This is a genomic window from Mesorhizobium sp. M0060 (assembly GCF_040323155.1).
In the GTDB taxonomy this organism is placed as follows: domain Bacteria; phylum Pseudomonadota; class Alphaproteobacteria; order Rhizobiales; family Rhizobiaceae; genus Mesorhizobium.
In genome coordinates this window covers 25765-38462 of record NZ_JAMYUP010000052.1, presented here as the reverse complement: position 1 = coordinate 38462, position 12698 = coordinate 25765, and the positions used below count along the sequence as shown (strand labels likewise).

The following is a 12698-nucleotide window of genomic DNA, read 5'->3' as shown; positions in this document are numbered from 1 at the left end:
CGCGCCGACCGCGAAGAGAAGCGAGTGACCCGCGGGGCGACATGGTCCGGAAAAAAGACAGGAAACGCTTGACCTCACCGACCCCAATCAGAGAAGCCTGCTAGTCTTACTGAGTCAGTTAATTTATGACGCAGTAGTACTAGAGCGTGGTATAAACAAACAATATTTTGCGCGCCATGGCGATGTTAATCATCTTGTTGTATTTGTAAATCAGCTTCTCGCGACAGGACTGCAACGCTTCCGGTGTGAAAATCACTGGGTGGGACTTGGTTCTCTCAAATTCATCACGGTAAATTGCCCTGTTATTATCGCAAAGCAGTTGTCCCATTGAAGCTGATAAACGAGGCCAAAATTGTGCTCCGTCGTCTGCCAATATTCGCTCGATGGAGGCTATAGGCGTCACAAGCCAATCAAAACAGCTACTCGGGCGCCCTTTGAAATTTCGTTTAATTTCGCTCACCCGAAACGGTCCTCTACAGTCGAAATAAGATCGTCCCGCAAAGGTGCTACAAGACACTATCGCGGATCGATTTGGGCCCACGTCGATCTGGCGAAGGCAGGCGGAAGTCGAGCAGGACCTGCTGCGGAACAGATAACCGGCCCCAAACCGAATCGGACACGGTGGCCCCGATTTCTTCATAGTTGAAGGCGCAGAGAGAACCGAAGCACGGCTCCGGGCTCCGGCGCCGCCGCTTGCCGAGCAGCGATCCTCCGCCTCCCTGAAATCCAATCGAGAAGAGCGTTCAATTCCGGGACGGTCCAAGCTCTGCCGCGAAAACAGGTGTCAGACCACCCGGTCCTCTCCCGCAACTGATCTAGCGCAGGGCGTTCATGAGCCGCATATCCCAGAGTGGCTGCGTGCACGACGCAGCGAGATCATTTATGAAAATCCTATTCAGTACGATGGCTGTCCCCTTGCTGACAGCCACCGCTTTTGCTGCGGATTCGATCCCCGCAGACCTCAGAGAAACGGCACTGGCCACTTTCAAGGCTTTGCCACCCACCACGCGGGCAGTCGCCAATAACCCGATCACCCCGGAGAAGATCGCTCTCGGCAAGGCACTGTTCTTCGATCCACGCGTCTCGGCGTCAGGCGTCTTGTCGTGCAACTCGTGCCACAACTTGGCCACCGGCGGCGACGACAATCATGAAACCTCGATCGGCCATGGTTGGCAGAAGGGACAGCGCAACGCGCCGACTGTACTGAACGCTGTCTTCAACATCGCCCAGTTCTGGGATGGTCGTGCCGCAGACCTGAAGGCTCAGGCGAAGGGACCGGTCCAAGCCGGCATCGAAATGGCCAATACACCGGGCCAAGTCATCGCCACGCTCAAGTCCATGCCGCAATATGTCGAGTGGTTCGATGCAGCTTTTCCGGCTGAAGCCGATCGGGTCACCTTCGACAACTTCGCCAAGGCAATCGAAGCCTTCGAGGCGACACTGGTCACGCCGGCCCCCTTCGACAGCTTCCTAAACGGTGATGAGGCTGCCATGACTTCCGAACAGAAACAGGGCCTGGCGCTTTTCATGGACAAAGGCTGCTCGTCCTGTCATGCCGGCATCAACGTTGGTGGGGAAGCCTATTACCCATTCGGCCTCGTGGAAAAGCCCAGCGCCGAGGTCCTGCCGGAAAAAGACAAGGGCCGATTTGCGGTCACCAATACTGCCGACGATTCCTATGTTTTCCGCGTGGCGCCGCTGCGCAACGTAGCACTCACCGCGCCGTACTTTCATTCGGGCAAGGTTTGGGATCTGAAACAGGCCGTTGCCATCATGGGAACCACCCAGCTTGGCGTGGTACTGGCGGACGAAGAAGTCGACCTGCTTGTTGCCTTCCTCAACTCGCTGACCGGAAAGGCACCCGAGGTCACCTATCCCATCTTACCCGCCGAAACGGCGACAACACCCCGGCCTATAATGCAGATCTTAGGAAAATAAACGGCCAGCTGACTGCGGAACATCGCAATCGACAATGATTGCGACTTTTACTGGACGAGACGAGTCGCGACGTCCATGAGAACGCAAATGGCTCGTTTCCAAAGTGCAGACACTGCTTCCGTCACCAGCTCGTTGCGATGGAATCATGTTTGGGATCTGGCGTGCGACATGCCAAGGAAGGCGTCTGACGCATGAGGCTCGCGCGCTGTCGATACCGCGCGGCGGCCGGCCATCGCGCTGGCGGCCGAATTGCCGCGCGCCGAAGTGATCGGCCCCCTTAGGGCGAAGGGGCAGCCACTCCGTCCTCCATGTCCAGCGATTCTTCGACTGCTTCCGGATTCCGGGCGATGGTCCAAAGGAGAGTATTCGCCGCTGCATCCGGTTTCGAGCGACCTTGCTCCCAGTTTCGAAGCGTTGCCAGATCGAGGCCATACTTCACGGAGAATGCCTCCTGAGAGAGCTTCGTGCGATCCCGGACTTCGCGAACACTTATCGGCCGCGGCGCATGAACCTTCGCGATCACGCCTGCGGACGACAGTTCATTCTTCAGTGCCAATAGGTCGTCGACGCAAGGAACCGTCACGAACGCCTTGCCGTGATCGACCATCTCCGTGAGTATCGCGTGGGCCGTCCTGAGCGGCAGCTGTCTCTTAACGAGAATCCGGGCGGCCTCAGGAGTATTCGCGCCGTGAAGAAAACTGAGGCTCAGTCGGACGGGAGAGCCTGACGACACCGGGACGACGTCCCGGGTTCGCACCCGTTGTCCGTACCGCTCCGTGAATTTCGATTTAGTCGACATTAAGCTTCTCCGCGATCACTCGACCGAGCTTGCGCAATTTGGACCATCCCCACTGGACTCGCGAAGCGCCGCCTGTTCCGCCGCCGCAATCGTATCGTTCAACGCCTGTGCATCCGGCACGTCGATTTCAGCGTTCCGCACCACAATGCTGATCAGATGAAAATCCGGGTAGCGGGCCTTGATCTCGGGGTCAATCAATGGCGTGAAGACATGGGAAGCTCTTTTCTCATGGGGAGGCTTTGCGCTGGGGGTCGTTCGGGAAATGTTTCAAGAAAGGTGCTTGTCGAGCGTCCAGATCTTCTGGCGTCGCCATGGTGCATGCCGCACCATGCGCTGGATAATTCCATCATTCGGCGGTGGACAAGGCCTGATAGAGATCATCGATTATGTCTTGCGGGTGCTCGAGTCCACCTCGGCCGGCAACAAGCTACGCCTCCTCCAGATCCTCCATTTCATAGGAGGCAGCGGGCGCGATATGGATGTGAAGCAGCTTTCCTTGCCGGGTCATGCATCGCTTTCGGAAATTCGTCTCGCACGAAAATCTGCCGCCAAACTGGCCTGATCAACAGCATGGTATGGCGTTTTCCCAGTCCAGTTGGCTTTGCAACGAAACGCGGTTCAGCCCAAGGGTCGGTTTCCTCGCCAGCACGCCGCGTCCCCGCCGTTTTAGCCACCGTGTCCCGGCAACGCGTCTTGTACCTGCCTGACAACCGCTCGCAGGACCTCAACGCCCTTCTCGATCTGCCGAATGCTCAAGGCGGCATAGCCCATGACAAGCCCCATGCGATCGATGTGGCCTTCGTCCGACTGCCGCTCGTAAAGGGGCGAGATCAGGTGTAGCCCCAGGCCCGCGCCTCGGGCGGCTTCGACCAGGGTCGTTTCCCGCGATCGCGGCAGTTCGTCGAACCAAACGACGACGTGCAGACCGGCCTCTGCTCCCTGGACAGCGATGCGATCGCCGAAGCTGCGCCGCAAGGCGCCCAACAACGTCCCCCGACGCTCGCCGTTCAGCCTGCGCACGCGCCGCACATGGCTTTCGTAGCCGCCACTCTCGATCAAAGAGGCCAGAGCCTCCTGTTCAGCCACCGGCGAATGCCGGTCCGCGAATTGTTTGGCGGTAGCGAAGACCTCCTGCAATTCCGTCGGGACGACGAGATAGCCGATACGCAGCATCGGCGAGAGCGTTTTGGAGATCGTGCCGAGGTAGATGACAGCCCCGTGGTCCTCAAGACTGTGCAGCGGAGGGACCGGATTGATGTCGTAGCGATATTCGCTGTCGTAGTCGTCCTCGATCACATAGGCGTTGTTGTGCCGCGCCCATTCCAGAAGCTGGTGGCGGCGCGCGATCGGCATGACGCCGCCCAGCGGAAACTGATGCGATGGCGTGACATAGGCCAGTCGCGCCCCGATCCCCGCCAGCAACTCCGTCTTCATCCCGTCCTCGTCGACGGTGACCGGGATGGGCGAGGCACCCGTACTGGCAAAGACCTGACGCGCCATCCTGTAGCACGGGTCCTCGATGACGAAGCGGTCGGCGGGATCGAGAAGCAGGCGAGCGCACAGGTCGAGGCCCTGCTGCGAACCGTTGACGATGATGATCTGCTCGAGGTCGCAGCTCAGGGTTCGGGCGCGCCAGAGATAGCCCTGGAGCGCCTGGCGCAGCCGGCGCGAGCCGCGAGGGTCGTCATAGGCAAGACGCAACGGGCGCTGCCCCATCGCCTCGTTCATCGCACGTTTCCAGACCAATGCGGGGAAGTCTGACGGCGCCAGGTCGCCATAGCGGAAATCGACCTTCAGTCCAGTCGGCAGATAATCCGGCCAGGGCGGCGTAACGCGCAGTCGTTCGCCATAGGCGGACAGATGAACCGGGCCGACTCGTTTCGCGACGGTGCGGCTCGTCTCAGGACCGATCAGCGAGGATGCAACGCGAGGTCGTGCGCCTTGACGGACTTCGATAAAACCTTCCGCGGTCAGTTGGTCATAGGCGACCGTCACCGTCGTTCGCGAAATCCCAAGGTCATTTGCCAGGCCGCGGGAGGACGGCAGCTGACTACCGGTTTCATAGACGCCGCCGAGGATTTGCTCGCGAAGAGCCTCGTAGATCTGGCGTGCACCCATCGCGTGCGAGCGACCTGCAGAACCGGCACTTGAAGACTGGACCATTTCATTCATCGCCAACTGGATATTTCACATTGGCCAGTTTGCCGTCAATCTTTCGGAAACCCAAGAAAGATCTTAGAGGCCGAATGACCCGTTCCTATCAATCCGAAACCGATGCTCTCACGCGGTCGCTCAACGACACCGGTCCCGGATTCGCCACTCGGGCGATCCATCATGGCTACGATCCGGCCGGCTTTTCCAATGCCGTTCAGCCGCCAGTCTTCTTGACCTCGACCTATGGATTCGAAAGCGTGGCAGCGAACGAGGCCGCCGCCGCGCTTGGCGGAAGGCTCTATGCGCGCGAATACAATCCGACGACGGAGATCCTCGAGCAACGGCTCGCCAATCTGGAAGGAGCCGAGGCAGGTTTGGTCGTTGCCTCGGGGATGGCGGCTTTCGGCACACTGATCTTGTCGCTCCTGTCCCAAGGCGATGAACTCATCGTCCACAAGACGCTTTATGCGAACACGCTTGCCATGGTCGAACAGGCGGTCCCCCGCTTCGGCATCAAGGTCGTCGCGGTGGACCTGTCCGATCCTCAAAATCTCGATGCCACGATTACCGAGCGGACCCGGCTTGTTTTCTTCGAGACGCCGGTGAATCCGCTGAGCCGCATCCTTGATCTCGCTGCCATTGCCGAGCGCGCCCACGCGCGCGGTGTAAAGGTTGCAGTCGACAGCACCTTCGCCTCGCCCGCGCTCCAGCGGCCGCTCGAACATGGGGCCGACCTCGTGCTCCACTCGCTGACCAAATACATCAATGGGCACGGCGATGCCCTTGGCGGGGCGATTCTCGGCGACGCGCAAACGCTCCGCACGCTGCACGAAACGGGCCTGCGCTACATCACCGGCGCAGCGCTCTCGCCCATGTCAGCCTTCCTGATCCTGCGCGGTCTGAAGACGCTCACGCTGCGCATGGAACGGCACAGCGCCACGGCCCTTGCGGTGGCTCAGGCGCTCGAGGCGCACCCGGCGGTGGCATGGGTGAGTTATCCCTTCCTCGACTCGCACCCTGATCAGGTGACGGCGCGAAAGCAGATGTCCCAAGGCTCGGGCATGTTGGCCTTTGGCCTCCACGCTGGGTTCGAGGGCGCGCGCCGGATGATGGACCGGCTCAACTTGATCACCCGGGCTGTCAGCCTCGGCGATGCCGACAGCCTCATCTATCATCCGGCAAGCCTGACCCGTGCTCGTCAGCCGATCCGCAAGGATGCGCATCTGGCCGATGGAGTCGGCGAGGACCTCATGCGTCTCTCGGTGGGTCTTGAAGACGCCGATGACCTAATCGCCGACCTGCGGCGGGCTCTGGACGCCTTGTGATGACCTGTCGTCCGGCCAGTCCTGCGCTCACGCACAAACCTGGAGCCTTGCCATGGCATTCCTGAGCGGTCTTTCCGCGTTTCCCATCACGCCCGCCGATCGTGACGGCCGCGTCGATACCGTTGCTCTGCGCAGGCTGATTGCTCGGCTTGGCGCCGCTCAGGTCGACTCCATCGGTCTTCTCGGCAGCACCGGCACCTACATGTATCTGTCGCGCGAGGAACGGCGACGGACGCTCGCCGAGACCTTGGACGAAATCGCCGGGCGAACGCCGGTCGTGGTGGGTGTGGGCGCGTTGCGCACCGATGAAGCAGTGAGGTTCGCGCAGGACGCCAAGGCCCTTGGAGTTGCCGCGGGGCTGCTTGCGGCCGCCTCCTACACCCCGCTCACTGAGGACGAGGTGTTCGAACATTTCTCGACGGTGGCGTGCGAGAGCGGCCTGCCGATTGTCGTCTACGACAATCCAGGAACGACGCATTTCCATTTCACCCCAGCACTCGTCAGCCGCCTGGCAAAGGTGGGTGGGATTGTCGCTATCAAGAATCCGACAGACAAGGGCGATGCGATCAAGAGCCATCTGGCCGACCAGAGGCGCACTGTGCCGGAAGGGTTCTCGATCGGCTACAGCGGCGACTGGAACGCCGCAGAGGCCATGATCGCCGGCGCCGACACATGGTACAGCGTCCTCGCCGGCATCCTGCCCGAGGTCTGCGTGAAGATCGTCACGGCGGCGCAACAGGGCGATGCGGCCGAAGCGCGACGGATCGATGCCACGCTTGCGCCGCTCTGGAGCCTCTTCAAGGAGTTCTCGAGCCTTCGCGTCGTCTATGCACTTGCCGAATTGCTCGACATTTGCCGTGCCGACCCCCCGCGTCCCATCCTGCCTCTGCCCTCAGCAGCGAAGCGCCAGATCGCCGCCGCGTTGGAACGCTTGCCATCGGATGTCAACCGGTGAATAGCGAACCCGGCGGCCAGCGAAGGAACCTGTCATGTATGTACCCGCGCATTTCGATGAACCGAGCCGAGAAGTCCTTTACGAACTGATCGAGAACAGCGCACTTGGCATGCTGATAACCCATGGCCGGAGCGGTCTCGACGCCAATCACATCCCCTTCGAACTCGACACGTCACAGGGAGAGAAAACGGTTCCCTTTATTCCTGCGCGATTAGGACACGTGCCGAAGGAAAGTGCACTTTCTCGCTCGAGTGACTTATTTCAAAGGATGTGATCGCGTTTTGGCACATTCACGGCCCACATGCGGCAGCCGCTAACTCACCACATGGTGAGCAACCAGGAAACCTTCCGGCCTACACTTTCTCCCGGAGCGCGCGTGCTGCAGCAACCATGTTCATGAGGGCAGGGCGGACCTCCTCCCACTTGCGGGTTTTGAGGCCACAGTCCGGGTTTACCCACAGTTGGGCATCGGACAGTCGCTCGCGGGCAAGCATGACGAGATCCGAAATCTCGCCGACTTCCGGGACCCGTGGTGAGTGAATGTCGTAGACTCCGGGCCCGATTTCATTCGGATATTTGGAGCTCGTGAAGGCGTCCAGCAGTTCCATTTTCGAGCGCGACGTCTCAATCGATATGACATCCGCATCCATTTCAGCGATCGCGTCGATGATCTCGTTGAACTCCGAATAGCACATGTGGGTATGGATTTGAGTCGCGTCCTTTACACCGGTTGAAGCGATCCGGAAGCATTCGACAGCCCAGTCGAGATAGTCGTTCCAATCAGACTGGCGGAGTGGCAATCCTTCGCGAAACGCGGCCTCATCGATCTGGATCATCCTTGCGCCGGACCATTCGAGATCCGTCACTTCGTCGCGGATGGCGAGCGCGATCTGGCGGCATGCTTCGGAGCGGGGTACGTCGTCGCGAACAAATGACCAGTTGAGAATGGTCACTGGGCCTGTGAGCATTCCCTTCACAGGGTTTTCCGTAAGCGACTGGGCGAACTGCCACCAGCGCAGCGTCATCGGATTGGGCCTCGATACGTCGCCGAAGATGATGGGGGGGCGCACGTAACGCGACCCATAGCTCTGCACCCAGGCATGCTGGGTGAAGGCGAAGCCGGACAGCTGCTCGCCGAAATGCTGTACCATGTCGTTTCGTTCGAACTCACCGTGCACCAGCACGTCCAGCCCGATCTCTTCCTGCCAGCGAATTGCAGCCTCGATCTCCTTCTTCAGGAAGGTCTCGTAGTCGACATAGCTCAGCTGGTCCTTCGCATGAGCGGCCCGCGCCCTGCGTACCTGCGGCGTCTGCGGGAAGGACCCGATGGTCGTCGTCGGGAACGGCGGCAGCCCGAGCGTGCCGGCCTGGACTCTGGAGCGCTCGGCAAAAGCGCTCTCTCGTCGCTTCATGCTGTCGTCAATGCTGGCGATCCGCCCCTCAACCAGCGGGTCATGGATCTTCGTGGATGTCACGCGAGTGGCGGCAGCCTCGGCAGACGCTTTCAACGCGCCTGCCACCGCATCCCTGCCTTGGGACAGGGCCCGGGCAAGCAACACCAACTCGTCGGTCTTCTGGGCCGCGAAGGCGAGCCACGACCTGATGTCCGCGTCGAGTTCCGTCTCCATGCGGAGGTCGATCGGCACATGCAGCATCGAGCAAGAAGGCGCGATCTCGACGCGGTCCAAGGGCCAGCCGGCGACGATCGGTTTGATGCGGTCGAGAATGGCGGGCAGGTTCGCACGCCAGACGTTGCGGCCATCGATCAAGCCAAGCGAGAGCACCAGATCCTTCGGTGCGAGCCGACCCACCGTTTCCAGCTGCTCGGGAGCGCGCACGAGATCAATATGCAGCCCGGCCAGGGGCAGAGAAACCGCGGTTTCGAGATTGTCTCCCAGCGGCCCGAAATAGGTAGCCAGCATGATCTTCAGCTCGGGCGCGGCTTTCGACAACTGGCCATAGGCGAATTCGAACGCAGCTCGTTCGTTCGGGTTCAGATCGAGGACAAACGCTGGCTCATCGATCTGCACCCAGTCGGCTCCAGACAGCTTCAGCCTCTGCAGGAGTTGCTCGTAGACGGGCAGCAGCCGCGGCAGGAGCGCGATGGGATCGAATCCTTCGGCAGGCGATTTCGCCAGCTTGAGGAAGGTGATCGGTCCAAGGATGACTGGGCGTGTGTGAACGCCGAGAGCTTTAGCCTCGATGAAGTAATCGACCGGTTTCGTCGACGAGAGGGCGAACGTCTGATCATCGTTGAGTTCCGGCACAATGTAGTGATAGTTGGTGTCAAACCACTTGGTCATTTCCATCGCGGTTACATCAGACCGATGAGCCGCCTGCTGGTGACCAGCGTGTCGACAATCCTCCGTCTGACCCTGGTTGCCCCGCGCCATTGCGAAGTAGATGTCAAGTGGAACCTCGCCGCTATTCCAGCCGTAACGGGATGGAACGGCGCCGACCATGGCTGCGGTGTCGAGCACATGGTCGTAGAGCGAGAAGTCGTTCGACGGGATTTTCGACACGCCGCGATCGTGCTGCTCCTCCCAGCTAGCGGCACGGAGCGCCTTCGCGGTCGTGAGAAGGTCGGCAGCGGACGATTTTCCGGACCAGTAGCTTTCAAGCGCGAATTTCAGTTCTCGCCGACGACCGAAGCGGGGCACGCCGAGCGTTGCTACAGGAATTTGCTGAGAGACAGTCATGCCAGACCCCGATGGTTGGGGCGTCGGTGACAAGGAAGGCGCTAGCAGGCCGGCACGAACGCCAGGCTGCAGCGGCCACCGAGACACCCCGCCCGTGGACGTAATTCGCCGTGGCAGGTCTCCTGGCTCGCGGGGTCATAGCCTCTACCCGTCTTCCCAAGGCTATTCGCCTCAGTGACATGAGTGGGGTTGGCTCGCCGCTAACAGTTGCGGGGGCAGCGCCGGCATCGCACCGGCTTCCCTCTTAGCTCCGCTGCGGCAGCGCCGTACGGAGAACCACGACGCGGGAGACAATTACAGCAGTTCGCTTCTTTGTCAACGCCGCATAAAGAAATGTTTATGTCGTTATGTTAAATTTCCGTTGGCATGTTCCAAAGGTCGCCTCGAAAGCGAAAACTGTGGAAGCCTTGAGCGGCCGGTAAATCAAATCAGTAACGCACGGCGCCCTTGTCCAGGAGGATAGGAGTTCGTCGGCTGCCGGCAGCAAACATACCGGCAAGCGCCGTGGTGCTGCTTAGCGCATCATGCGAACCACCTCGGCGTCGAACTTCGGCTCCGAGGTTCCGACCGCTTCGTTGGTGATCTGCTCGCGACCATATTCGGCTCAATGGCGAGGCTGTTGCCCATGTGGAAGCTGTTGGCCGTGATGCCCTCGGTGATATGACACAACGATTTCGGGGGGAGCACACCGAGGCCAGGCGCAGCGGCGTGTTGCGAAGTGATCGAGGCCAATGTCTCGAACTGCTTGTTCGCAGCCCACCGGCTCAAGTAACCCGGCTCAAACCACCGGGCCAGCTCAAGTCCTGTCCAAATGAGGCCTGAGCGGCAAATCGTCGTGCACGCGCACGGTTTGGCGTTCGATCTTGTGATGCGTCTTGGGCGGACAATCGCCACGGTGCAGCGCGCAGAAGCGGTCCCCAATTGGGAGCCGAGGGCGGTGAGGGGCAAGCCAGCGCCACAGGCGGAAGGGGACTTGGACCTGTTTGCCCTGCTGGACCACAAGTTCGCGACACAGGGCCTCAAGGAGAAGACCAAGAGTGATTATGCGCGGGACCTCGCCAAATTCATCAAAAGCAGCGGGCAGTCAAAGTTCGGCGCCGATTGACATGGAGATAGCCATCGCGGCGGACCGCCCAGGCGGACCGCAAGCCGGAATACAACCGGGTGCAGGCGGCCAAGCTCGTCCACAAGATGGCGTCGGGCACACACCGGCGATGGGAGAGCGGACCGTGGAGTGCAGGAACTTCACGCCTATCCACGCTCCCGTGGACGTGTCCTGCGGCACATCGGCAGCGATATTGAGGAGGCAGTTGAGCTTCTGGTCGAGCACTCTTACCTGCCACTACCTACGCTTAACGTCATCTCGTACTGAAAACGCACCACGCAAGGTCGAGATGCAACATGCGCCCTTCGTGGATGGTTCTAAGCTTCCTCGGGCGCGGTCAATCTGTGATAACGGTCGCTTGGAACCTCCATCACCGCGACGCGATCAAGGTTGGCGTATCGCGCTCGGTAGTAACCTTCTTCCTCCACTTCGGCGAAACTACACTGGGGAACGTCAAAGGTCGCAGCTTCCAATCCGAAGAAAGTCGTAGCAGTTTCTTCATCCAAGAAGTTCCACTCATCTTCTCCGTCGTCATATGTGACGCGAACATACGAGGCCATGCGCACGGCTTCCTGATCACCCATCTCTGCGATGATGGCATCGCATTCTTTCTTCAGCTTTCCTGAAACCTCACCCTTATCCCAGTCATCCAAAGCCCGATAGATTTCTGGATGATAATACCCTGGCATCTCCTCTACATCGTCACCGATGAGCTCAATGGTGCGGACATATTGCGGATTTATCAAGAGTATTTTGTTGTCAAGGCTCCAACAATACAGCCATGGCCTGCTAGTGTTATTCCTACGCAGATTATGAAGTTCCTTCAACTGACGTAAAATCGATTCACGCGCCTTTTCATCGATAGGATATTGGCGGCTGCCAACAGTCGTCTTGATTCTGAGCGTGCCGTATCGCGTTTCGGCATCGGCAATTGCAAACGGGCTCGTGCGCCACTCCTCGACATCAATCTTCCAGCCCAGCAGCTCCTCGACCGTGCATTTCAACGTGAGACAAAGGTCCTTGATCTGCTCGACGTTCAACTGCGTTTTGCCTGTTTCCCAACGGGCCACAGTCTGTTGCGTCGTTGCCATCTGCTCTGCCAAATCTTTTTGAGTCATGCCCAGTCGAACCCTAAGCTCTTTCATGTTCATAACTCACCTCGCGTGTTCAACACACGCATTGTGGATGAATTAATCTAACACGTCGAGCGTGTTGAAAAATCGCAGCATGTGTTTTTAGGGCGTCTTCGAGGCTCCGGCAGCCGTTCGTGACCACTTGCGCAAGACACAGGGCTGGTACACAGCACGAATGGGCGATCAAAAATTACTGCTGCGATGCTCGTCATCAGCCAAGCTGCCGCCGCACCTTCCACTAGGGTGCCAAGGTTCGAAATGAGTGCAGCCGACCATAGCGAACGGAAGGTCTTGTGCTCAAAAGGAACGAGTGAAGATGTTCTCTTCGCCATTGTGGGAAGCCTCGGGATTGACCGCGGGGCTGGATTTGTTTCGCCTCACTCAACCATGGCCTCGCCGTACAAGCCAAGCTGCCACAGTGCGCGCCTGCTAACCCAGAAAACTTGGCGGCCTTACAGGCATGCGCAGGACGCGCGAAGCCGCTCAAATCTCCCCAGATGGGTCAGCCATCAGACCGGCATCACTTGCCCGTTGAGCGGCTATACGATAATGCTCCGCGCTAAGCAGGAAGCGCCAAAAATTCGAGCGGC

Annotated in this window: 12 protein-coding genes, 1 pseudogene and 1 riboswitch; of the genes and pseudogenes, 5 read left to right on the top strand and 8 right to left on the bottom strand. The window is 59.6% G+C overall.

Features of this window, described 5'->3' with window-relative positions; all coding sequences use genetic code 11:
- Positions 1 to 139: 139 nt before the first annotated feature.
- Complete coding sequence (locus NKJ94_RS29795) at positions 140 to 460, bottom strand: hypothetical protein (protein ID WP_352530328.1); 321 nt, start codon at positions 458 to 460, stop codon at positions 140 to 142.
- Positions 461 to 882: 422 nt separating this feature from the next.
- Between NKJ94_RS29795 and NKJ94_RS29790 the strand changes: the two genes are divergently transcribed.
- Entirely contained in the window at positions 883 to 1938 is a 1056-nt protein-coding gene (locus tag NKJ94_RS29790) for a cytochrome-c peroxidase (protein ID WP_352530326.1), read from the top strand.
- A gap of 277 nt (positions 1939 to 2215) precedes the next feature.
- Here NKJ94_RS29790 and NKJ94_RS29785 read toward each other — a convergent pair whose 3' ends face one another.
- From NKJ94_RS29785 to pdxR, 4 genes and pseudogenes are all read right to left on the bottom strand, one after another.
- Positions 2216 to 2545 carry a helix-turn-helix domain-containing protein gene (locus NKJ94_RS29785; RefSeq protein WP_352530324.1) on the bottom strand — a complete coding sequence of 110 codons (330 nt, stop codon included), beginning with the start codon at positions 2543 to 2545 and terminating at the stop codon, positions 2216 to 2218.
- A gap of 207 nt (positions 2546 to 2752) precedes the next feature.
- Positions 2753 to 2935 carry a hypothetical protein gene (locus NKJ94_RS29780; RefSeq protein ID WP_352530322.1) on the bottom strand — a complete coding sequence of 61 codons (183 nt, stop codon included), beginning with the start codon at positions 2933 to 2935 and terminating at the stop codon, positions 2753 to 2755.
- A gap of 232 nt (positions 2936 to 3167) precedes the next feature.
- Positions 3168 to 3245: pseudogene (locus NKJ94_RS29775) on the bottom strand (MOSC domain-containing protein); the annotation flags it as partial.
- A 158-nt stretch (positions 3246 to 3403) separates the two neighbouring features.
- Complete coding sequence (gene pdxR / locus NKJ94_RS29770) at positions 3404 to 4900, bottom strand: MocR-like pyridoxine biosynthesis transcription factor PdxR (protein WP_502904228.1); 1497 nt, start codon at positions 4898 to 4900, stop codon at positions 3404 to 3406.
- A gap of 83 nt (positions 4901 to 4983) precedes the next feature.
- Here pdxR and NKJ94_RS29765 point away from each other — a divergent pair, with 83 nt between their 5' ends.
- The 3 genes from NKJ94_RS29765 to NKJ94_RS29755 are packed head-to-tail and all read left to right on the top strand — an operon-like array spanning position 4984 to position 7445.
- Positions 4984 to 6216, top strand: a complete 1233-nt coding sequence (locus NKJ94_RS29765) for a trans-sulfuration enzyme family protein (protein WP_352530318.1) — start codon at positions 4984 to 4986, stop codon at positions 6214 to 6216.
- 52 nt (positions 6217 to 6268) lie between these two features.
- Positions 6269 to 7171 carry a dihydrodipicolinate synthase family protein gene (locus tag NKJ94_RS29760; protein ID WP_352530316.1) on the top strand — a complete coding sequence of 301 codons (903 nt, stop codon included), beginning with the start codon at positions 6269 to 6271 and terminating at the stop codon, positions 7169 to 7171.
- Between the two features lie 34 nt (positions 7172 to 7205).
- Complete coding sequence (locus NKJ94_RS29755; protein WP_352530314.1) at positions 7206 to 7445, top strand: FMN-binding negative transcriptional regulator; 240 nt, start codon at positions 7206 to 7208, stop codon at positions 7443 to 7445.
- Positions 7446 to 7524: 79 nt separating this feature from the next.
- Here the strand turns inward: NKJ94_RS29755 and metE are convergent, their stop codons facing one another.
- Positions 7525 to 9870 (bottom strand): 5-methyltetrahydropteroyltriglutamate--homocysteine S-methyltransferase, encoded by a 2346-nt coding sequence (metE, locus tag NKJ94_RS29750; protein WP_352530312.1) that lies wholly within the window; start codon positions 9868 to 9870, stop codon positions 7525 to 7527.
- A 95-nt stretch (positions 9871 to 9965) separates the two neighbouring features.
- Positions 9966 to 10166, bottom strand: a riboswitch (cobalamin riboswitch).
- A 677-nt stretch (positions 10167 to 10843) separates the two neighbouring features.
- Here metE and NKJ94_RS29745 point away from each other — a divergent pair.
- Entirely contained in the window at positions 10844 to 10975 is a 132-nt protein-coding gene (locus NKJ94_RS29745) for a hypothetical protein (protein ID WP_023679681.1), read from the top strand.
- A gap of 317 nt (positions 10976 to 11292) precedes the next feature.
- On the opposite strand, the gene NKJ94_RS29740 is transcribed toward NKJ94_RS29745, so the two are convergent.
- Together NKJ94_RS29740 and NKJ94_RS29735 are read right to left on the bottom strand one after the other, a co-directional pair.
- A complete protein-coding gene (locus tag NKJ94_RS29740; protein WP_036239355.1) occupies positions 11293 to 12126 on the bottom strand; it encodes a helix-turn-helix transcriptional regulator in 834 nt (277 codons plus the stop codon).
- A gap of 44 nt (positions 12127 to 12170) precedes the next feature.
- Positions 12171 to 12440 (bottom strand): MFS transporter, encoded by a 270-nt coding sequence (locus NKJ94_RS29735; RefSeq protein ID WP_352530310.1) that lies wholly within the window; start codon positions 12438 to 12440, stop codon positions 12171 to 12173.
- Positions 12441 to 12698: the final 258 nt, after the last annotated feature.

Bases quoted from the DNA above. Each gene is read 5' to 3' on its own strand.
- NKJ94_RS29765 (WP_352530318.1), top strand. From the start codon at position 4,984: ATGACCCGTTCCTATCAATCCGAAACCGATGCTCTCACGCGGTCGCTC.
- metE (WP_352530312.1), bottom strand. From the start codon at position 9,870: ATGACTGTCTCTCAGCAAATTCCTGTAGCAACGCTCGGCGTGCCCCGC.
- NKJ94_RS29740 (WP_036239355.1), bottom strand. From the start codon at position 12,126: ATGAACATGAAAGAGCTTAGGGTTCGACTGGGCATGACTCAAAAAGAT.
- NKJ94_RS29790 (WP_352530326.1), top strand. From the start codon at position 883: ATGAAAATCCTATTCAGTACGATGGCTGTCCCCTTGCTGACAGCCACC.
- NKJ94_RS29755 (WP_352530314.1), top strand. From the start codon at position 7,206: ATGTATGTACCCGCGCATTTCGATGAACCGAGCCGAGAAGTCCTTTAC.
- pdxR (WP_502904228.1), bottom strand. From the start codon at position 4,900: ATGGTCCAGTCTTCAAGTGCCGGTTCTGCAGGTCGCTCGCACGCGATG.
- NKJ94_RS29735 (WP_352530310.1), bottom strand. From the start codon at position 12,440: ATGGCGAAGAGAACATCTTCACTCGTTCCTTTTGAGCACAAGACCTTC.
- NKJ94_RS29785 (WP_352530324.1), bottom strand. From the start codon at position 2,545: ATGGTCGATCACGGCAAGGCGTTCGTGACGGTTCCTTGCGTCGACGAC.
- NKJ94_RS29760 (WP_352530316.1), top strand. From the start codon at position 6,269: ATGGCATTCCTGAGCGGTCTTTCCGCGTTTCCCATCACGCCCGCCGAT.